This window comes from Achromobacter sp. SX5 (genome assembly GCF_056711425.1).
Window position 1 is genome coordinate 2,997,551 of the sequence record NZ_CM160041.1, and the last position, 20,267, is coordinate 3,017,817.

Here is a 20,267-nt window from a genome sequence, read left to right on the forward strand (position 1 = left end):
CACTTCCCCTTGTGTAGAAACCCTAGATCAGACCGGCGCGCTTCACCAGCGGCCGATCAGTATGCCCATCATCCGTTCGTGCGCGTGCGTGCGCGCACAGACCTCGGCGTCGGTCTCGCTGGCCCGGCGTTTCAGGCCTTCGTGCCAGTCCAGCAGCGCCGCCCTCATGCGGGCGACGACCGGCGCCATGCCCGGGTCGGCGCCCAGGTCGCGCAGTTCGCCCGGGTCGTCGCGCAGGTCGAACAGCTGGGCCGGATAGCCCTGCCAGTGCAGGTACTTGTAGCGTTCGTCGCGCACCATCAGGCCGGTGCACTCGCGCGTGCCGCGTCCCAGGAACAGGCGCGCCTCGCGGTAGGCGTAGTCCAGGCTGCCCACCACGTACTCGCGGGCCGGCGCCTCGGGCTGTCCGCCGCGGATGTCCGGCACCAGCGAGCGGCCCTCGATGCGGTGACGCTCGGGCGGCAGGCCCAGCGCGTCCAGCACCGTGGGCACGATATCGATGCACTCGACGAAGGCGTCGCTGCGCCGCCCGCGGCTGGCGTCGGCCTGCGCCGTGGGGTCGTAGACCAGGCAAGGCACGCGCATGGCGCTCTCGAAAAAGTATTCCTTCTCGCCCAGCCAGTGGTCGCCCAGGTGGTCGCCGTGATCCGAGGTGAACAGGATCAGCGTGTCGCGCAGCCTGCCGCTGCGCTCCAGGAAGTCCAGCACCCGGCCGATCTGGTCGTCGATCTGCTTGACCAGCCCCATGTAGACCGGACGCACTCCGCGCCAGACCTCGTCGCGCGCGAACGATACGGATTCTTCCAGGCGCTGGTAGGCGCCATGCACCGGATGGGGCCGTTCGCGCTCGGCCCGCGAGCGCACCGGCGGCGGGCAGTCTTCCGGCCCGTACAGCGCGTGGTACGGGGCCGGCGCCTTGTACGGCCAATGCGGCTTGATGTAGGACAGGTGCAGCGCCCACGGCGCGTCGCCCTGCTCCTGCATGAACTGCAGCGCGCGGTCGGTCAGGTAGGCGGTTTCGGAATCGGCCGCGTCCACCCGGGCCGGCAGCGGCGCGTTGCGCATCAGCCAGCCGCTGGCCGGGGCGCCGTCCGGGCCGAGGCTGCCGATGACGTAGTCTTCCCAGGGCCGTTCGCTGTCGTAGCCGCGCTCGCGCAGGTAGCGGCGGTACGCGCTGTTCTCGGCCAGTTCGAAGTGGCCGTCGTAGCGCTCCAGCGGCACGAATCCGCCCTGCAGGAAGCGCTGTTCGTCCTCGGCCGCATAGCCCTTGGCGCGCAGCCCGGCGCGGTCGGGCACGAAATGGGTCTTGCCCAGCAGGTGCAGCGCGCGGCCGGACTGGGCCAGGTACTCGCCCAGGCACCACTCGTCCACCGGATGCGGCACGCGGTTCCAGGTGACCCGGTGCGACAGCGGATAGCGGCCGGTGTAGTACGAAGCGCGCGACGGGCCGCAGACGGCCGAGGTGACGTAGGCTCGGTCGTACTGCACGCCCATGCCCGCCAGCCGGTCGATGTTCGGCGTGCGCAGCGCGCCGGCCCCGCCATAGCAGGACAGATGATCGGCGCGCAGCTGGTCGCACATGATGAAGAGCACGTTGCGGACCGTGCGTGCGCCGGCGCTCATGGCTGCGCTCCGGTCAGCGCCGCCGCCGCGGCGCAGGCCAGGCCGGCGGCCTGCGCCGGCTCGGCGGGCGCGGGCGCGCCGCCCGGCACGAAGCGGGCGGCGAACTGGCCCAGCAGCGCGGCGGCATCCTCGCGCCGTCCCAGCGCCGCGACATAGCGGTCCGGCCGCAGCAGCACCCAGTCGGCGCCGGTGCGCTGGAACCAGAAATGCAGCGCGTTCTCGGTGTCCTGCAGCACCGGCAGCGGCCCGGCCTGGGCCTCGTCCGGCGCGCAGCCGCTGCGGGCTCGCTGCGCGGCCACGTAGCGGCACCCCAGCCTGTCGAGCTGCGCGCGCAGCGCCGGCGTCAGCGCCGCGCGCGGGTCCCAGCGCCAGCCCAGCAGGGCGAAGCCGGTGCCCAGCGCCTCGTCCATGCGGCGGGTGGCCCCGTCCTCGGTCTCGACCAGCGGCTGGATGAACATGCGGCCGATGCATTCGCGCTGGACGCGGTCGGCGCTGTCGCCCACAACGCCGCGGCTGTAGCGCGGCATGGGCTTGAACTTCATCTGCAGCACGTAGTCCCGGATGCGCGGGATCTTGCGGATCGACATGAAAAAGGCGTCGCGCAGCGCGGCCAGCGCCGGGTTGGTCTGCGACAGCATGGCGCCGAACATGTCGGCCAGCGAAATCATGGCGCGGGCGTGGGCGTGGCGTTCGTCGTGGTAGCTCTGCAGCGCGGCCGGATCGAGCCGGCCCTGCACGATCCAGGCCACCTTCCAGGCCAGGTTGAACGCGTCGCGCAGGCCGGCGTTCAGGCCCTGGCCGATCCACGGCGGCGTGAGGTGGGCGGCGTCGCCCGCCAGGCAGACGCGGCCGTTGACGAAGCTGCGCGCCACCCGCGAATTGTGGGTGTAGACCCGCGCGCGGATGACGTTGAGCCGGCTCGGATCGGCCACGTGGTGGCGCAGCAGCTCCTGCACTTTTTCGGGCTGCAGGATCTGTTCGCTGTCCTCGCCCGGGAACAGCATGAATTCCCAGCGCCGCAGGCCATACGGCAGGCGCAGGCAGACGTAGGGACGACGCGGCTCGCAATGCAGCGCCGTATAGGGCGCGTCCAGCGGGTCCTGGTCGCACTCGATGACCACCCACTTGCGCGGATGGGTGTTGCCGTCGAACGGCAGCTTCAGCAGGCGCTCGCGCACCGTGCTGCGCCCGCCGTCGGCGGCCAGCAGGTATTGCGCGCGGATCTCGCGCTCGGCGCCGTCGGCCCCGCGCACCCGCGCCGTGACGCCGTGGGCGTCCTGGTCCAGCGCCAGCAGTTCCGTACCCAGTTCCAGGGCCACGTGCGGAAAGCGCCGCAGGCCCGCGCGCAGGGTGCGTTCGCCCAGCGGCTGCGAGAACAGGTTGCGGCGGTACCAGCCGAATTCGCGCGTGGCCGGCAGGATTTCGGCGAAGCAGCGCTTGGTCCGCGTGTACATGCGCATGGGCACGTTCTGGATCATGTCGCGCAGCATCTCGTCGGCCAGGCCGGCGCTCTGGAAAGTGCGCATGGCCTCGTCGTCCAGGCCGACGGCGCGCGGATAGTCCAGCACGTCGGCGTTGCGCTCCAGCACCCGCGTGGCCACGCCGTAGCTGCCCAGCAGATTGGCCAGCGTCACGCCCACCGGCCCGGCGCCCACCACCAGCACCGGCACTTCTTCGATATGCGCCATGTCGGCTCTCCCTTGGTTTCTTGTCGTATGCGCGCGCGCCCTGCTCAGGCGCGCCGCAGGAATTCGCCCACCGCCTGCGCGAAGGCGTCCGGCTGATCGTCGTGGATGTAGTGGCCGGCCCCGGCGATCTCGGTCCAGGCCACGTTCGGATTGCGCGCCGCCATGTCGCGGGCGGTGGCCGCCTGCAGGTAGTCGGACCGCCCGCCCCGCAGCACCAGGGTCGGACAGGCCAGCGCCGCGACCGGCGGCCACAGGTCCACCACGCGCGCCGGATCGGGATCGAGCCGGGTCGCCGCGATGCCGGCATGGTCGTGGCGCCAGGTCCAGCCGCCCGCCCCGTCCGGCTTGAGCATGTGCCGCAGCCGTTCCTCGCGCGCGGCCTCCGGCACGCTGGGCCGCAGCGCCCGCAGGTACTCGCGCGCCGCGCCGATGTCGGCGAAAGATTCGGGCGTCTCGCGCAGTTCGCGCTGGATGCGGGCCGCGCCCGCGCTGCCTTCGTACGCCGCCGGGCCCGCGTCCTCGACCACCAGGCGGCGCACGCGCCGCGGATGGGCCGCCGCGAACACGATCGCGGCGATGCCGCCCATCGAGTGGCCCAGCAGGTCGAAGCGCTCCAGGCCCAGCGCGTCGGCCACGCCGGCCAGGTCCGCCACGTAGGCGTCGGTGTAATAGTTGCGCGCCGGGTCCCAGTCGCTGGCGCCGCGGCCGCGCTGGTCATAGGCCAGCACGCGGAACTCCGGCTGCAGCGCCCGGGCGATGCCGGCGAAGGTTTCGGCATAGCCGCGGATGCCGTGCAGCATGAACAGCGGGCGGCCGTCCCGCGGCCCCCATTCGGTCAGGCGCAGGCTCAGGCCGTTGACGGCGATGTCGGAGTCGCGGCGTTGCATGGCTGCGCCCCTTTCAGCAAAGGCCGTCCTGGCCCGCGATCTCGCTGGCCGCCAGGCCGCCCAGGCGCGCGTGCAGGCGGCCGCGGGTCGCGAACGCGAAGGCGATCAGCACTTCGTCGCGGTTGGGCGCGTCGGCGAACAGCGCGGTCACGGTGTCGTAGTGCGAGCGCACGTAGAGCGCGTCCTTGTGCGCCAGCGGAATGTCGACCACGGCGCCGGGGCCGCCGCGCTTGCCGGTCGAGGGCACCCAGGCCTTGCCGCCGCCCAGGGCCGCGCGCACCGGCTCGGCGAACACCGTGGTCAGCAGCGCATTGCCGTGCTCGTATTCGCCATCGGCGCCCACGACGCAGGCCTTGCCGTAGCTTTCCAGCGGCTGGCCGCCGGCTGCCTCGATGATGCGGCGGCCGAACTCCTCGCCCAGCATGCCCGAGGGCTCGACGTAGGCCGACAGGTCGCGCTCGAAGCGTCCCGCGTACGGGTTGTGCAGCACGGCGGCGATGACGATCTTGCGCAGCGGCGCGCCGTCGGCCGGCTCGCCGGTCTCGGTGGCCAGCGTGTCCTCGACTTGCAGATACCACTTGCGGATGCGGTAGGGGCCGAAGTTGGGGGTGTTCATGGATGCTCCAGTGAATTGGGAATCGGAATGGGGACCTGCGGCGGCGCCTACAGCGGATCGAGCGTCATGGGGACGCTGGGGGCGTTGTGCTCGTGCAGCACGCGCTTGCCCGCCTCGTCGCCGTGCACGGTCTCGCAGAAGAATTCGAAGCGGTGGCCGTCCGGGTCGGTGAAGTACACGCCGTAGCCCACCTTGTGGTCGGTGATCTTCACCACGTCCACGCCCTTGGCCAGCAACATGCCGTAGAGCCGGCGCAGCTCGTCGACGTCGCCCTCGATCTCCAGGCCGTAGTGCTGCATGTTGATGGGGCCGCGCGCCGGCGCGGCGCCGCCCTCTTCCTGCGGCGCCTTGATCAGCGCGATATCGTGGTGCTTGCGGCCGAAGGACAGGAACACCCATTGCTCGCCGCGCGCGGTCTCCTGCATGCCCAGCACGGATTCGTACCAGGACGCCGAGGCGAACGGGTCCCGCACGAACAGGGCCAGGTGGGTGCGCGCAATGCGCGGGCGGCGCTCGGCCGGCGCGAGGGCGGAGTTGGACATGGCGGTCTCCGTGCGTTCAGTTGATGGACTGGGGATGCGCCGTGACCGGCGCGACGTGCGGCGTCCAGGCCACCGCCGTGATCTCGCTGAAGTCGCGCCACTCCTTGAACCAGCTGCGCCCGCCGTCGGTGGAGCGGAACAGGTGGCCGTACTTGGTGCCGGCGAACGCCAGCCCGGGGTCGGCGGCATGCACGCCGAAGGCCCAGAAGGTGGAGTTGGGCGCCGTGTGCAGCAGGGCCGGCCGCCAGTTGCGGCCGCGGTCGTCCGACAGGTAGATGCGGCTGCGCGTGCCCGGCGTGCCGTCGCCGATGGCCAGCAGCAGCGTATCGGGCGCGCCCGGCAGGGCCTGCACCGTGCGGGTGTAATACATGCCGTCGAAGCGCGACTTGGAGGCCGCGCCCTCCCAATGCCCGCCGTCGTCCTCGCTCACGTAGACCGAGTTCACGCTCAGCACCATCGCAGTCTTGGGCGCGGCGGCCGTGGCCGGCAGGATGGCCACGCAATGGATGTCGGGGTTGGCGATGGCGCCGTCCTCCTGGTCCACGCGCAGCCAGGTGTCGCCGCCGTCGCGGCTGCGCCATAGCCCGCCCTCCTCGACGCCGAACCAGACTTCGCGGCCGTCGTCCGGGTCCACGCAGACGGAAAGAATGCGCGGACGATTCACGCCGCGGCAGAACTCGGGCAGCTCGGGCGACAGGCGCTGCCAGCTGGCGCCGCCGTCGACCGAACGGAACATGGCGGCGCGCGAGGGCGCGCCGGTGCCGGCGTACATGCGCCGGGGGTCGGACGGATCGATCGCGATGGCCCAGACCGTCATGCCGTTCATGGGCGAGTCCACCCGGGCGAAATGCGCGCCGCCGTCGGTGCTGATGCACAGGCCGGCGTCGGCGCCGGCGAACACGCGGCGCGGGTCGGCCGGGTCCACGGCCAGGCTGCGCACCGTACCGTCGAACTCGATGGCTTCCTTCAGGCCCAGGCGGTGCCAGGTGGCGCCGTCGTCCACGCTGCGCAATATTCCTTGGCCGGCCGTGCCGACCAGTATCGTGCCTTGCATATCCAGACTCCTATCCGGCGCTTGCCGGTCAAAGAAAAATGCCGCGCGTGATGCCGCCGTCAACGCCCAGCGACTCGCCGGTGATCGCGCCGGCGCGCGGCGATGCCAGGAACAGCACGGCGTCGGCGATCTCGGCCGGCTGCAGCACGCGGCGTATGGGCGTGGCCTTCGCGTAGTTGGCCTCCACCTGCGCGGCGGTCAGCCCCTGTTTGGCGGCTTCCTTTGCGTACAGCTCATGGATGTGCGGGGTCTCGACCACGCCCGGATGGATTACGTTGACAGTGATGCCGTCCGGGCCGAGCTGGTCCGACAGCGTCTTGGTCAGGTGGCAGATGGCGACGTTGCGCATGCCGGAGAGCTGCTTGCTGCCGCGCCCGGTCAGCCCGCCGATGTTGACGATGCGGCCGTAGCCGCCGCGGCGCATGTGGGGCGCGGCGGCCTTGGCGCAGCGCATGTAGCCCACGACCTTGATGTTGATGTCTTCCAGCAGGCCTTCGGGATCGGCCTCGTCGATCTCGCTGCGCACCAGCCCGCCCGGATGCGCGGCGCCGTTGACCAGGATGTCGATGCGGCCGAAATGGGCGGCCACCTGCTGCATCATCGCGTCGACCTGGGCGGTGTCGGACACGTCGGCGGCGAAGCCCCGCACCTCCACGCCGCTGGCGCGGGTGATCTCGGCGGCGACTTCGTCCAGCTGCGCCTGGCGGCGGGCCACGATGGCCACCCGCACCCCTTCGGCCGCCAGCGCTTCGCTCACCGCCCGTCCGATGCCCAGGCTGCCGCCCGTGACCACGGCGACTTTCCCCTTGAGTTGCAAATCCATCGCGTCTTGCTCCTTGTGTATAGATAGAGAGAGGGAGCGGCGCCTACAGCGCCATCTCGATCAGGGCGGGACCCGGACGCCGCAGCGCCTGTTCCAGTTGTTCGGCCAGGGCTTCGGAAGTCGCGGCGCGGCTTGCCGGCACGCCGTAGCTGGCGGCCAGCCCCACCCAGTCGATGCGGGGGGCGTCCAGCGCGGTCATTGCGGCGGCGCGCTCGCCCAGCGCCGCGCCGCCGCGGCGCAGTTCGTTGCGCAGGATGGCGTACTGGTGATTGGCGGCGATCAGCACCGTGACCGGCAGGTTTTCGCGCGCCAGCGACCACAGCGCCTGGATCGTGTATTGCGTGCTGCCGTCGGACAGCAGCGCCACCACGCGGCGATCCGGGCAGGCGATGGCCGCGCCCATGGCGACCGGCAGGCCCTGTCCGATCGCGCCGCCGGTATTGGTCAGCACCGTGTGCGGGGCCGCGCCGGCCGAGGCCGCGTACAGGGGATAGCCGCAGGTGCCGCCCTCCACCGACACGATGGCCTGCTCGGGCAGCGCGCGCGCCACCACCGCCGCGATGGATTGCGGTGTGAGCGCGCCGGCGGCGGGCTGCGGCAGCAAGGCGTCGGCCGGCTCGAACGCGGGCGCGCCCGCCAGCTCGGCCAGCGCCTCCAGGCGCGAGGCGGCGTCGCCGCCCGGCGCGGCCAGCGTCAGCAGCCGCTCGGCCGGCACCAGCCGGCTCGGGTGGCCGGGGTAGCCGAAGTACGTCACCGGCGGCAGCGCGCCGGCCAGCACCACCAGGTCGGCCGCGTCCAGCGCCGCCCGGGCGGGCTCGGGAAAATAAGGCAGGCGGTCGAAATCCGGCAGCCCCCGGCCGCGCTCGGAGCGGGCCGGAAACGTCTCGGCGTAGGCCGAGCCGCCCAGTGCGGCGCAAAGCCGCGCCGCGGCGATCTGCGCGCGGCGGCCCAGGCCGCTGTCCGGCCCGCCCCCTCCCAGCAGGAACAGCGGACGCCGCGCCGCGCTCAGGCGGCGCCAGACGGCGACGGCGTCGAAATCGTCGTCCGCCCGGTCCGCAACGGCCGCGGCCGGAGCCGGCGCGGCCTGGCCGTCCAGGTTCTCGGCCTGGAAGTCGGCCGGAAAGATCAGCGTCGCGCCCTGGCCGCCGCGGGCCAGGCTGGCCGCGACCGCCTCGCCGGCGTCGCGGGCGGCGTCCTGCGCCGAGGCGATGCGCCGCACCCAGCCCGAGACCGGGCGCGCCAGCGACTCGATGTCCGAGGTAAGCGGCGCGTCGCAGTCCAGGTGCCAGCTGGCGTGGTCGCCGATGACGTTGACGATGGGCGTGCGGGCGCGGCGCGCGTTGTGCAGGTTGGCGATGCCGTTGGCGAATCCCGGCCCCAGGTGCAGCAACGTGGCGGCGGGCTTGCCGGCCAGGCGGCCGTAGCCGTCGGCCGCGCCGGTGCACACGTTTTCCTGAAGGCCGATCACGCAGCGCATGCCCGGCACCTCCTCCAGCGCGCGCACCAGATCCAGCTCGGTCGTGCCGGGGTTGGCGAAACACAGTTCCACGCCCTGCTCGCGCAGGGCCTCCAGCAGGGCTTTAGCTCCAGTCATCATTTCAGCCTCCTTTGATTGCTACTTTATCGTAATTTGATAATTCTGCAATTCTTTTTGGCCGTTTGATGCGACTCAACCCATTAAGATTATCTATTTGATGAACAATCGATGTTGGCCTATAAGCACGCGTGCGCGGGCCGCGCGAGGCCGATTTGCCAATCCGCGTCCCTTGGTGCACCCTCACCGCAAGTCTTCCCATCACCGCTTACACCCATGAACAGTCTTCGCCGCATGCTCGATGTCCTGGATCTTTTTCAGCCCGAACGGCCGGTCCTGGATGTGGAAGCCATCTGCCGGCTGCGCGGCTACGCGCCGGCCACCGCCTACCGCTATGTCCGCGAGCTATGCGCCTGCGGGCTGCTGGTGCGCCTGCCCGCCGGCTATGCGCTGGGCCCGCGCATCATCGCGCTGGACCTGCAGATGCGGGAGTACGACCCCATGCTCACGCTGAGCCGCGACCTGATCGAGGAAATGTCCGCCCAGACCGGGCTGGACGTGCTGCTCAGCGAGCGCTACGACGACAAGGTCATCAACGTGCACCAGCAGGCCGGCCGCAACACCCAGGCCCTGAACTTCGGCCGCGGGCGCTACATGCCGCTGCTGCGCAGCGCGACGGCGCGCGTGATCCTGGCCAATCTCGGCCCGCGGCCCCTGCGCCGCGTCTACGACGAACATGCGGATGCGCCGGACATGCAGCGCCTGGCGCGCGACTGGAAGGCCTTTTCGCGCCTCATGCTGCAAGTGCGCAAGGCCGGCTACTGCATCAGCTCGGGAGAGCTGGATTCCGGCAAGACCGGCATCGCCGCGCCGATCTTCGATGAAGAAAACCACGTGCTGGGCAGCATCACGCTGATCGGGTCGCAGCCCGCCTTCGCGGCGTTCCGCGAAGACTATCTGGCCGGACTGGTGTGCGGCGCGGCCGCCGAGATCACGCGCCGCATCGCCCAGGCGCCGGCCCCGCTGCAGCATGCGGCCTGAACTGGCGGCGCTGGCGCAGCGCCTGGACGCGATCGGGGCGCCGAACTAGCGCATCGCCGCCAGCATCAGGTCCAGGTTCTGCACCGCCGCGCCCGAGGCGCCCTTGCCCAGGTTGTCGAACACCGCGGTCAGCAGGACCTGGCCGTGCTGCGCGTTGCCGTAGACCGCCAGGCGCAGGTCGTTGGTGCCGTTCAAGGCCTGCGGGTCCAGGTGGGTATGGCCGGCGGCTTCTTCGGGCGCCACCACCTGCACGTGGGCCGCTTGCGCGTAATGGCCCTGCAGGCAATCGTGCAGCCGCGCGGCGTCCACGCCCGGCGCCAGCAGCCGCAGCTGCAGCGGCACGGTCAGCACGATGCCCTGGCGGAACGCGCCGTAGGCCGGCACGAACACGGGCCGCTGCGTCAGGCCGGCGTGCCGCTGGATTTCCGGCGTGTGCTTGTGCGCCAGGCCCAGGCCATAGAGCTGGAACGCCGGGCCCCGCGGTCCGTCCGGATCTTCGTAGGCCTGCACGCTGGCGCGTCCGCCGCCCGAATAGCCCGACACCGCGTGCACGGCCACGGGATAGTCGGCCGGCACCAGGCCGGCGCGCACCAGCGGCCCCAGCAGCGCGATGGCGCCGGTGGGATAGCAGCCCGGATTGCTCACGCGCCGCGCCTGGGCGATCAGGCCGGCCTGCTCGGCGTTCATTTCCGGGAAACCGTAGACCCAGCCGGCGTCGGTGCGATGCGCCGAGCTGGCGTCGATGACCCGCACCGCCGGGTTGGCGATCGCCGCCACGGCCTGGCGCGCCGGCTCGTCGGGCAGGCACAGAATGGCGACGTCGCAGGCGTTGATCGCCTCGGCGCGGCGCTGCGGATTCTTGCGTTCGGCCTCGGGCAGGGTCAGCAGCCGCAGGTCGGCGCGTCCGTGCAGGCGCTCGTGGATCTGCAGGCCGGTGGTGCCCTGGTCGCCGTCGATGAAAACTAGAGGTTGGGTCATGTCGCGGGTTTCCCGTAGCAGGAGAGGATGGCGGAATAAGGCTCTATCATCGGCCGCGAGGCTGGATAACAAAAGTCGAATATCATGATCGTCTGATTCAGCTTTACTGAACGACGGAAACTTCACCATCATGCGCGCCATCAGCCTGGACCGGCTTCGCACTCTGGTCGCCATCGCCGACCTGGGCTCCTTTGCGCAGGCGGCCCGCGCCCTGTACCTGGCCCCGCCCACCGTCAGCCTGCACGTGGCCGACCTGGAGGCGCGCATCGGCGCGCCGCTGCTGACCCGCAAGCGCGGCCAGGTCCGGCCCACCGCCATCGGCGAAACCCTGCTGGAACGCGCGCGCCGCCTGCTGGCCGAAGCCGACCAGGCGCTCGACGACGTGCAGCGCCAGGTGCAGGGGCTGGCCGGACGCGTGCGGCTGGGCGCCTCCACCGGCGCCATCGCCCATCTGCTGCCGCAGGCGCTGGAATCGCTGGGACGCAACCACCCCGGCATCGACGTGCAGGTCGCGGTGCTGACTTCGCAGGAAACCCTGCAGCGCCTGGCCGACGGCACGCTGGACGTGGGGCTGGTGGCCCTGCCCCAGCCGCCGCTGGACGGCCTGGTGCTGCGGCCGTGGCGGCGCGACCCGATCATGGCCTTCCTGCCGGCCGGCTGGCGCGCGCCGGCCCGCATCGCGCCGGCCTGGCTGGCCGAGCGGCCGCTCATCCTGAATGACGCCAGCACGCGGCTCTCGCGCCAGACCACCGAATGGTTCGCGGCCGCCGGCCTGCACCCGCGCCCGCGCATCCAGCTCAACTACAACGACGCGATCAAAAGCCTGGTGGCGGCCGGCTACGGCGCCACGCTGCTGCCGCACGAGGCCACCGCGCCACAGCCCGATCCGCGCATCGCGATGCGCCCGCTGCGGCCCGCGCTGTGGCGTCCGCTGGGCATCGCGCACCGTGCCGGAAGCGTGGAACAGGCCACCCGGCACGTGCTGGACGTGTTGTGGGAATTGCGCGCGGCGCGTTAGCGCAACGCCCGCCTCAGGCGCCGGCGGGGGGCGGCCGGCGGAAGTACGCCGTGCGCTGGCTTTCCTCGCGCAGCCGGCGCGCGCGCGAGCGGAACAGGTCCTTGCGGCCCACGATGCCGACCAGCCGGCCGCTGGCGCGGTCCAGGATGGGCACCCGGCCCGCGCCCGACAAGGCCATGCGGTCGGCGATCTGGCTGGCCAGTTCCTCGGGATAGCCATAGACCAGCTCGCGGCCCTGCAAGGCCGTGCCCAGGGTCTGCGCATGCAGCCCGCCGTCCAGCGCCCAGGCCAGGGTGTCGGCGCGGGTCACCTCGCCCACCACCTGCCCGTCGGCGTCCAGCACCGGATAGCTGGTATGCACCGGCTGAGCGGTCGTGAAATGCTCGATCGCCTGCGCCACGGTCCAGTCCTGCGGCAGGGTCTGCACCGGCGACGTCATCACGTCGCGCACGCGCAGCAGGTCGAAGGGATCGACGCGGTATTCGCGGCTGATGTGGTGGCCGCGGCGCGCGATTTTCTCGGTCAGGATGGAGCGCTTGAGCAGCAGCACCGTGGCCCCGTAGGCGAACACGCAGGCTGCCAGCACCGGCAGCAGCGCGCCCACGTCGCCGGTCAGTTCCACCGCGAACAGCGTGGCCGTCAGCGGCGCGCGCATGGTGCCGCCCATCATCGCGGCCATGCCCAGCAGCGCCCAGAAGCCGGCGTCGGCCTGCGGCAGCAGCGGCGTGGCCAGCGCGCCCAGCGCGCCGCCGAAGATCAGCAGCGGGGCCAGCACCCCGCCCGAGGTGCCCGACCCCAGCGCGATCGACCAGATCAGCACCTTGACCACCAGCAGCAGCAACACGGCCTGCAGGGCCAGGTCGCCGGCGAGCAGGTGGCGGATATTGTCGTAGCCCACGCCCAGCGCGGCCGGGTCGATCAGACCGCCGATGCCGATCGCCAGCCCGCCCAGGGCCGGCCACCACATCCAGTGCAGCGGCAGTTTTTCGAACAGGTCTTCGGCGGCATAGACCATCGAGGTCAGCACGCCCGAACCCAGCCCGGCCAGCACGCCGACCGCCGCGCAGGCGGCCAGATGCGCAGGCGTGAACGGCAGCGTGCCGGCGTAGGCGAAGATCGGCCCGGCGTCGAGCAGATAGGCGCGCGTGGCCGCGGCGACCAGCGCGGCCACCGCCACGGGCAGGAAGCTGCGCGGCTTCCATTCGAAAAGCAGCAATTCCACCGCCAGCAGCACCGCCGCCAGCGGCGTGGAGAAAATCGCCGTCATGCCGGCGGCCGCGCCGGCCACCAGCAGCGTCTTGCGCTCGCCGTCGTCCAGGTGAATGGTCTGGGCCAGCAGCGATCCGATCGCGCCGCCCGTCATGATGATGGGGCCTTCGGCCCCGAACGGCCCGCCCGTGCCGATGGACACGGCCGAGGACACTGGCTTCAGCACCGCCACCTTGGGCTGGATGCGGCTCTTGCCGATCAGAATGGCCTCCATCGCCTCCGGTATGCCGTGACCGCGTATCTTCTCCGAGCCGTAGCGCGCCATCAGGCCGATGATCAGGCAACCGGCGACCGGAATCGCGACCGAGGCCGGCCCCAGCCGCCCGTCCGTGATCGGCAGGTCGGCGAAGGAAAACAGGCCGTGGTAGGCCAGGTTGGTGCACAGCGCGATCAGGCGCAGCAGCACCCATGCGGCGGCCACGCTGGCCAGGCCGACCGGAATGGCCAGGCCCATCAGCAGTACGACGCGTCTGTCGGTGGTGAAATCGCCCAGGCGCAGCGCGGCCCGGGCGGAAGCGGAATTGGCGGGCATGTTGGAAAAAGGGAAAAGAGATCCGCGTGAATTTGCGGAAAATCAATATATCGTATCACGATATATATTAGAATCTAACATGTGAATCAATCTGCCCCCCCGCCCCCCGCCACGCTGTCCGCGGCAGACTACGAACTGCTGTCCGACTTCCGCTACGCGCTGCGCCGCTTCTCGGTCTTCAGCGAAGGCGCCGCCGCCCGCCTGGACCTGATGCCGCAGCAGCACCAGGCCCTGCTGGCCATCAAGGGCGCGCGTTCGGCCGCCCCGGGCCGCCGCGGCCTGTATGTGGGCGAAATCGCCGAACGCCTGCTGATCCGGCCGCATACCGCCGCCGAACTGGTGGGGCGGCTGGCGCGGCTCGACCTGGTCAGCCGCGAACCGGACCCGCAGGACGGCCGCCGCGTCGAGGTCGTGCTCACGGCCAAGGCCGAACGCCTGCTGGAAGACCTTTCCGCCGCCCATCTGGAAGAGCTGCGCGCCATGCGGCCGCTGCTGACCCGCCTGCTCGCGCGCATCGGCGAAGAGCCGGACCAGGCCTGAATCTCGGTCCTGCTCCGCGCGGCATAAGCTTATGCTGCACCGCAACGCCCTGCGTGATAAATTATCGCCCCGCGACATAATCGGAGTCGCTTGGAGAGAGCAGTGGGTGTGGGTTTCATGCGCTGGCTGGGAGCGTTCGCGCCAGCGCCGGTGGGCGTCAATGGGCGCGAAAAGCTGTTTGGCGCGGTGGGCGCGCTGCTGGGCCTGTTCTGCACGGAATGGGTGGGCCGGCATGCGCTGGGATCGGCCAGCCCCTGGTTCATCGCGCCGATGGGCGCGTCCGCCGTGCTGCTCTTCGCCGCCCCCGCCAGCCCGCTGGCCCAGCCCTGGTCGCTGATGGCCGGCAATCTCATCGCCGCGCTGATCGGCGTGTTCTGCGCCCAGTTCATTCCCCTGCCCGGCCTGGCGGCCGCGGCCGCCGTGGCCCTGTCCATCGGCGCCATGTTCTCGCTGCGCTGCCTGCATCCGCCCAGCGGCGCGGTGGCGCTGACCGCGGTGCTGGGCGGCCCGCCCGTGGCCAAGCTGGGCTACGGCTTCGCGCTGTGGCCGGTGGCCCTGAATTCCCTCATCCTGCTGTGCATCGCCGTGGTCTTCAACGGCGCGCTAAAGCGCAACTACCCGCGCCGCCACATCGACGCGGCCGGCGCCCACAGCACCCGCGATCCGGCGCCCAGCGCGCGGCTGGGCTTCAGCCTGCACGACCTGGACGAGGCGCTGAACCAGCGCGGCGAACTGCTGGACATCCGCAAGGAAGACCTGGAGGAAATCGTGCTGGCCGCCGAGCTGCGCGCCAGCGTGCGCCGCTACGGCGACGTGCGCTGCGCCGACATCATGTCGCGCGACGTGGTCACGGTGCGCGCCCACGATCCGCTGGATTACGCCGTGCGCCTGTTCGACAAGCACCGCGTGCAGGCCCTGCCGGTGCTGGACGAGAACGGCCGCTATGCCGGCATGATCGCCCAGGGCGACGTGCTGGCGCGCCGCAACCGGCTGGCCAGCGTGGCCGCCGACGCAACCGGCGTGCCGGACCTGGCGGTCGCGGACTGCATGCACAGCGAAGTGCCCTTCGCCACGCCGGGCCTGCCCGTCATCGAACTCGCGCGCCCGATGTCCGACGGCCTGCACTGCGTGCCGGTGCTGGACGAGTCGCGCGACCTGGTCGGGCTGGTAAGCCAGTCGGACCTGGTGGCCGCGCTCTACCAGATCGCCGTGTCCGCCGGCACCCAGGCCGACGATCCGCGCCTGGGCAGGCTGGCGGCCTGAGCGCCGCGTCTCCGTAGCCCTACGGATGCCTGCCGGCCGCGCGCGCAGGGCATAATCCAGGCGTGAAACCTCTTTCGCGCTCCGGCGCCCTACTCTGCTGGCTGGTCCTGTTCTGTCTCGGCGCCGTCTGGATCGGCCGGCAGGAATACACGGACCAGCACGAACGCTTTCTGCAGAACACCAGCGTGGCGCAGCGCATGCTGAGCCAGAAGACGGTGCAGCACGAAGCCGTGCTCGCCACGCTGGCCGCCCTGTCCCATCCTCCCGCCCCCGAACGGCTCTACCCCAGCCTGCAGCCGGCCATGCCGCAGCTGCTGGGCCTGGGCCATCTGCACGACGGCGTCTGGCGCGGCAGCATGGCCGCGCCAGATGGCCTGCCCGAGGCGATCGGGCGCGCGCGCCAGATGCAGCGCCCGGTGACGCTGCCCGTGGACGATGCGCGCTACTGGCTGGCGGCGCCGTCCGGCTGGAGCCTGCTGCTCGATGCGCGCCAACTGGTGCCGGCGGCCGACTTCCCGCCGGGGCTGGCCAACCTGACGCTGACCGTGGGCGCCGCGCCGCTGCGCCTGCTGGACAAGCAGCCCGAAGGCGGCGCGCCCGGCTGGCGGCTCGCGTTGCAGAAGCCGCTGGGCGCGGCCAGCCAGCCCTTCACGATGCGCAGCGAGCGCCGCCTGACGCCCGACACCTGGCCCTGGACCGCATGGCTCGCCTGGGCCGTGGCCAGCGCCTTGCTGGTGGCCGGCGCCGTGGCCTGGCAGCGCTCGCGCGCCGAGGCCCGCCGCCGCCAGGAACAGCTGCGGCTGGGCGCGATGGCCCGGCTGGGCGCGCTGGGCGAGATGGCCGCCGGCATCGCCCATGAACTGAACCAGCCGCTGACCGCCATCCTGGCGCAGACCCGCGCCGCCGAACGGCTGCTGGACGACGAAGAAGAGCGCCCCGCGGTGCGCCGCGCGCTGCTGGCCAGCGCCGAACAGGCCAAGCGCGCCGCCGACATCATCAGCCGCATGCGCGCGCTGGTGCGGCCCAGTTCGCCGGGGCGGCGCGAAGCCCTGGACCCGGACGCGCTGGTGGCCTCGCTGCGCTTTCTGCGCGAGCCCGAACTCGCCGGCCAGAGCATCAGGCTGACGTGGCGCAACGCCAGCCCCGGCGCGCGGCCGCTGGGCGACCGCGTCGCGCTGGAGCAGATCCTGCACAACCTGGTCCAGAACGCCGCCGACGCGCTGGCCGGCGCGGACGGCGCGCGCCACATCGCGCTGGAGGGCCGCGCCGACGGCGCCAGCTATCTGTTCAGCGTCAGCGACACCGGCCCGGGCATCGCCGCCGACGCGCTGCCGCGCCTGTTCGCGCCGTTCTATACCACCCGGCCGCAAGGCATGGGCCTGGGCCTGGCGCTGTGCGAGACCCTGGCCGGCGCCATGGACGGCCGCATCGCCGCGCGCAACCTCAGCCCGGCCGGCGCCTGCTTCACGCTCAGCCTGCCGCTGGCGGGCGGCGCGCCGGCCGCCACAGGAATCTCCCATGCTTGAACAATCTCCGCTGGTGTATCTGGTCGACGACGACGACGCGGTGCGCGACGGGCTGGCGCTGCTGTTGCGCAGCGTGGGCCTGCGCAGCGAGGGCCATGCCGATCCCCAGGCTTTTCTGGCGGCGCTGACGCCGCAGTCCATCGGCTGCGTGGTGCTCGACATCCGCATGCCCGGCATCAGCGGCCTGGACGTGCTGAGCCGGCTGGCGGCGCAATCCGACCTGCCGGTGGTCATGCTCACCGGCCACGCCAACGTCGACCTGTGCCGCCGCGCCTTCAAGGGCGGCGCCATGGAATTCCTGCAAAAGCCGGTGGACGACGACGTGTTCCTGGACGCGGTGCAGGCCGCCGTGCGCACCCATATCGCCAGCCGCGAGAAACTCGCCTTGACGCAGGCCGCGCAGGAGCGGCTGGAGCGCCTGTCCGGGCGCGAGCGCGAAGTACTGGAACGCATCGTGCAGGGCCTGAGCAACAAGGAGATCGCGCGCGAGTTCGACCTGTCGCCGCGCACCGTCGAAACCTACCGCGCCAATGTGTTCGCCAAGCTCGAGGCCGACACCCTGGCCGCGCTGATCCGCGAATACGCCGTGCTGCTGGGCTGACCGCCCGGCGGCCTCCGTAGCCCTACGGAGCCGCCAGCGTAACCGACCGGCTACCGCCGCCGCGCCGCCATCTTTAATCTGTCTGCTCCTGTTATCCATTCCTGAAAGGACCCAGACATGTCGCCCAAATTTCTCGCTTGCGCCACCCTCCTCGCCTGCGCCGGCGCCGCCAACGCGGCCGTGCTGACCGAGAGCAACCTGTCCATGGCCGATGCGCAGAAGCTGGCCACCGAGACCGTCGCCGCCTGCCAGGCCAAGGGCTACAACGTCAGCGCCGCGGTGGTGGACCGCGCCGGCCTGCTCAAGGCCTTCGCCCGCGCCGACAACGCCGGCCCGCACACCATCGAGGCCAGCCGCGCCAAGGCGTTCACCGCGGTCTCGGCCAAGTCGCCCACGCTGGCCATGATGGAGAACGCGCAGAAGAACCCCGGCGCCGCCAACCTGACGGATATCCCGGGCTTTCTGCTGCTGGGCGGCGGCGTGCCGGTCAAGGCCGGCGCAAACGTGATCGGCGCCATCGGCGTGGCCGGCGCGCCGGGCGGCCACCTGGACGCCCAGTGCGCCGACGCCGTGCTGGAACAGAACGCCGCCATGTTCAAGTAGGCCGCGGCCCGGCGCGTTGCGGCGCATGCCGCGACGCGTTAGGCTCGCGTCATGCTCCCGTCCCCTCATCCCCTGCTGGACGCGACGCTGCGGGCAGCGGCCCGCCGCTACCGCGTGCCGGCCGTGTCCGAACTGTCCGCACATGACGCCGGCGCGGCCGCCGCGCTGGCCGTCTCCATCGAACACGCCCGTCGGGCGCTGGCCGCCGGCGAAACGCCGCCGCCAGCCCTGCGCCATGCCTTCCTGGCGGCGCTGGCGCGCCTGATCCGCGAGGCCTTGCGCGAACCGGGCGGCGACCCGGTGTTCCAGGCGCTGCTGCTGCGGCATCGCAACGCCAGCGTGCGCGAGTATGCGGCGCTGTCGGCCGGCGCGGCCCGCGACCGCCGCGATCTGGTGGCCGCCGCCAACACGCTGGCCCATCCCGCCAAGCTGGAACGCATGCCGGCGGCCCCGCCGCGCGCCGCGCTGGCCCGCCTGCACGCGGCGGTCACCGCGCAATCGTGGGCCGAGCTGGCGCGGGCCGCGGACGAACTGCAGGGCCTGCCCGGGGCCTGCGATCCGGCCGTGCTGCAGCGGCTGCTGGCCGGCCCCGCCTTGCGGCGCCTGCAGCGCCTGGACGCGCTGGCCTCGGACGCCGAAGTGCGCCGCTACCGCGAACGGTGGCTAAGCCAGGGGCCGGCGCCCGGCAGCGCCGACGCCGCCGCGCAGGGCGATGCCTCGCGCGAGCGCGGCGCCGCCGTCGAAGCGCTGGCCTTGCGGGCCATGCAGGCCCTGGCCCGCGCGCTCAACGCGGCCGCGGACGGCGCGCCGTACCTGGCCGTGTCCTCGATGCGCGTGCCCCCGTCGATCCCGGCCAGCGCCGAGCGCGCCAAGAGCGAATGGGACGCCGCCCTGCTGCGGCGCGCCGGCGGCGGCGACGCCGCGCCGACCTGGGACGTGTGCCTGCTGCTGGAGGCCAAGGCCTCGGCCGACGCGGCGGCCACGGATTTTCCACGCCTGCTGCGCGGGCTGCGCCTGTTGGCGCACGCCGACGCACAGACCGACTACCCGTTCCGCGCGCGCGAAGGCGGCTATGCGCTGCGCGGCGGCTCGCTGCGCGCGCTGCCGACGGAGGGCCCGGCGCTGGAACGGGCCGTGCTTTATTTCAGCGACGCCCCCGCCGACGCCAGGCCGCGCCTGCTCAGCGCCGCCAGCCGCATGCAGTTGCTGGGCGCCGACGCCAGCCTGGACTACGCCGGCCGGCTGACGCAAGGCGAAGACGCGCCCGCCGCCATGCTGGAACCGGTCTGGACGCTGCTGCTGGAGTCTCCGCAATGGGCCGGGGTGCTGCAGCAATACCCCATGCTGCGCCAGGCGCGCGAGCTGATGGTGCATGCGGACGACCTGATGGCGGCCATTGCGGCGTCGCAATCCGGAGATCGCGCTGCGCCGTAAGGGCTGCACCGAAAGAATGGCCCCCGCATGAGGCGCGCGCCGTTTATGATCGGGAACGTCCCATGGTCTTTCGTCGGTCTGCCATGGCCTGCATGCTCACCCCACGGAACCCTCCCATGATCGCCAGGCACGCAAGACTGCGACTCGTCCTGGCCGCGCTGGCCGCGGCCCTGTGGAGTCCCGCCGCGCCGGCCGCCCCGCCCGGCGCCTGCGAAACCGTCACGGTGCGCGAGGGCGACCCGGTGCCGCCCGGCGCCTGCGCCGTGAACGTGCTGCCGCGCGACCCGGGGCCGGCGGGCATGCTGTTCGGCGGCCCGGACTGGGTGCCGCTGGACCCCCAGGCCATGCCGGGCGTGTTCTACGACAGCGCTTCGATCAAGCCCGTATCCGACAGCCCGGCCGTCATGGCCGTCACCGTGGCCTGGTTCTATGCCCAGCCGCGGATCTCCGAAGCCAACGGCAAGCCCTACCGCTCGGTGGCCCAGCCGGTCGTGCTCAATTGCGCGGCCGAAACCTACAGCGTGGAACGCACGCTGCACTACGCCGGCGAGAACGCCACCGGCGAACTGGTGGAAGCGACGCCGACGGCCGGCATCCACGATGCGCCGGTCGCGCACGACCCGGTGCAGCGCAAGCTGCGCGGGCTGATCTGCCCGGCCGCCGGCAAGCGCCCGCGCAAATAGGCGGGCGCGCGG

The 20,267-nt window shown here is 71.9% G+C and carries 19 protein-coding genes; 9 read left to right on the forward strand and 10 right to left on the reverse strand.

Translation table 11 applies throughout. The features are described 5' to 3' along the window. Nucleotides 1-42: 42 nt before the first annotated feature. The 8 genes from AC1M14_RS14110 to AC1M14_RS14145 are packed head-to-tail and all read right to left on the reverse strand — an operon-like array spanning nucleotide 43 to nucleotide 8,827. Nucleotides 43-1,623, reverse strand: coding sequence for a sulfatase-like hydrolase/transferase (locus AC1M14_RS14110; protein ID WP_479729849.1), 1,581 nt, complete (start codon nucleotides 1,621-1,623; stop codon nucleotides 43-45). Continuing rightward, nucleotides 1,620-3,311 carry a bifunctional 3-(3-hydroxy-phenyl)propionate/3-hydroxycinnamic acid hydroxylase gene (locus AC1M14_RS14115; protein WP_479729850.1) on the reverse strand — a complete coding sequence of 564 codons (1,692 nt, stop codon included), beginning with the start codon at nucleotides 3,309-3,311 and terminating at the stop codon, nucleotides 1,620-1,622. Before AC1M14_RS14115 ends, AC1M14_RS14110 begins: the two co-directional genes overlap by 4 nt. Before the next feature lie 44 nt (nucleotides 3,312-3,355). Continuing rightward, entirely contained in the window at nucleotides 3,356-4,198 is an 843-nt protein-coding gene (locus AC1M14_RS14120; RefSeq protein WP_209166573.1) for an alpha/beta fold hydrolase, read from the reverse strand. Between the two features lie 13 nt (nucleotides 4,199-4,211). After that, complete coding sequence (locus AC1M14_RS14125; RefSeq protein ID WP_111825208.1) at nucleotides 4,212-4,814, reverse strand: amino acid synthesis family protein; 603 nt, start codon at nucleotides 4,812-4,814, stop codon at nucleotides 4,212-4,214. 47 nt (nucleotides 4,815-4,861) lie between these two features. Further along, a complete protein-coding gene (locus AC1M14_RS14130) occupies nucleotides 4,862-5,356 on the reverse strand; it encodes a VOC family protein (RefSeq protein WP_102771074.1) in 495 nt (164 codons plus the stop codon). 16 nt (nucleotides 5,357-5,372) lie between these two features. Beyond that, nucleotides 5,373-6,410: a WD40/YVTN/BNR-like repeat-containing protein gene (locus AC1M14_RS14135; RefSeq protein ID WP_479729851.1), complete on the reverse strand. Its 1,038-nt coding sequence runs from the start codon at nucleotides 6,408-6,410 to the stop codon at nucleotides 5,373-5,375. A 28-nt stretch (nucleotides 6,411-6,438) separates the two neighbouring features. Further along, entirely contained in the window at nucleotides 6,439-7,233 is a 795-nt protein-coding gene (locus AC1M14_RS14140) for an SDR family NAD(P)-dependent oxidoreductase (RefSeq protein WP_111825210.1), read from the reverse strand. A gap of 43 nt (nucleotides 7,234-7,276) precedes the next feature. Then, on the reverse strand, nucleotides 7,277-8,827 hold the full coding sequence (locus AC1M14_RS14145) for an acetolactate synthase large subunit (protein ID WP_479731806.1): 1,551 nt from the start codon (nucleotides 8,825-8,827) through the stop codon (nucleotides 7,277-7,279). Nucleotides 8,828-9,043: 216 nt separating this feature from the next. On the opposite strand from AC1M14_RS14145, the gene AC1M14_RS14150 reads away from it, so the two are divergent. Beyond that, a complete protein-coding gene (locus tag AC1M14_RS14150) occupies nucleotides 9,044-9,808 on the forward strand; it encodes an IclR family transcriptional regulator (protein WP_168202121.1) in 765 nt (254 codons plus the stop codon). 45 nt (nucleotides 9,809-9,853) lie between these two features. Here the strand turns inward: AC1M14_RS14150 and argC are convergent, their stop codons facing one another. Continuing rightward, the gene (gene argC / locus AC1M14_RS14155; protein ID WP_102771070.1) at nucleotides 9,854-10,786 is read right to left on the reverse strand and encodes an N-acetyl-gamma-glutamyl-phosphate reductase; all 933 of its coding nucleotides are present in this window, start codon (nucleotides 10,784-10,786) and stop codon (nucleotides 9,854-9,856) included. A 130-nt stretch (nucleotides 10,787-10,916) separates the two neighbouring features. On the opposite strand from argC, the gene AC1M14_RS14160 reads away from it, so the two are divergent. After that, a complete protein-coding gene (locus tag AC1M14_RS14160; RefSeq protein ID WP_209166568.1) occupies nucleotides 10,917-11,804 on the forward strand; it encodes a LysR family transcriptional regulator in 888 nt (295 codons plus the stop codon). Between the two features lie 13 nt (nucleotides 11,805-11,817). Here AC1M14_RS14160 and AC1M14_RS14165 read toward each other — a convergent pair whose 3' ends face one another. Continuing rightward, complete coding sequence (locus tag AC1M14_RS14165; protein WP_479729852.1) at nucleotides 11,818-13,605, reverse strand: chloride channel protein; 1,788 nt, start codon at nucleotides 13,603-13,605, stop codon at nucleotides 11,818-11,820. Nucleotides 13,606-13,686: 81 nt separating this feature from the next. Here AC1M14_RS14165 and AC1M14_RS14170 point away from each other — a divergent pair, with 81 nt between their 5' ends. The 7 genes from AC1M14_RS14170 to AC1M14_RS14200 all read left to right on the forward strand — a co-directional run bounded on the left by AC1M14_RS14170 (nucleotide 13,687) and on the right by AC1M14_RS14200 (nucleotide 20,255). Next, nucleotides 13,687-14,145, forward strand: a complete 459-nt coding sequence (locus AC1M14_RS14170; RefSeq protein ID WP_246842384.1) for a MarR family winged helix-turn-helix transcriptional regulator — start codon at nucleotides 13,687-13,689, stop codon at nucleotides 14,143-14,145. A 102-nt stretch (nucleotides 14,146-14,247) separates the two neighbouring features. Next, complete coding sequence (locus AC1M14_RS14175; RefSeq protein WP_479729853.1) at nucleotides 14,248-15,408, forward strand: HPP family protein; 1,161 nt, start codon at nucleotides 14,248-14,250, stop codon at nucleotides 15,406-15,408. Nucleotides 15,409-15,470: 62 nt separating this feature from the next. After that, complete coding sequence (locus AC1M14_RS14180) at nucleotides 15,471-16,934, forward strand: sensor histidine kinase (protein WP_479729854.1); 1,464 nt, start codon at nucleotides 15,471-15,473, stop codon at nucleotides 16,932-16,934. Beyond that, complete coding sequence (locus AC1M14_RS14185; RefSeq protein WP_479729855.1) at nucleotides 16,927-17,535, forward strand: response regulator transcription factor; 609 nt, start codon at nucleotides 16,927-16,929, stop codon at nucleotides 17,533-17,535. The genes AC1M14_RS14180 and AC1M14_RS14185 overlap by 8 nt, the downstream gene beginning before the upstream one ends. 117 nt (nucleotides 17,536-17,652) lie before the next feature. Beyond that, complete coding sequence (locus AC1M14_RS14190; RefSeq protein WP_102771064.1) at nucleotides 17,653-18,138, forward strand: GlcG/HbpS family heme-binding protein; 486 nt, start codon at nucleotides 17,653-17,655, stop codon at nucleotides 18,136-18,138. Between the two features lie 51 nt (nucleotides 18,139-18,189). Beyond that, nucleotides 18,190-19,572 carry a 3-deoxy-D-arabino-heptulosonate 7-phosphate synthase gene (locus AC1M14_RS14195; protein WP_479729856.1) on the forward strand — a complete coding sequence of 461 codons (1,383 nt, stop codon included), beginning with the start codon at nucleotides 18,190-18,192 and terminating at the stop codon, nucleotides 19,570-19,572. Nucleotides 19,573-19,688: 116 nt separating this feature from the next. Beyond that, nucleotides 19,689-20,255, forward strand: a complete 567-nt coding sequence (locus tag AC1M14_RS14200; protein ID WP_102771062.1) for a surface-adhesin E family protein — start codon at nucleotides 19,689-19,691, stop codon at nucleotides 20,253-20,255. The last annotated feature ends 12 nt before the right edge of the window (nucleotides 20,256-20,267 follow it).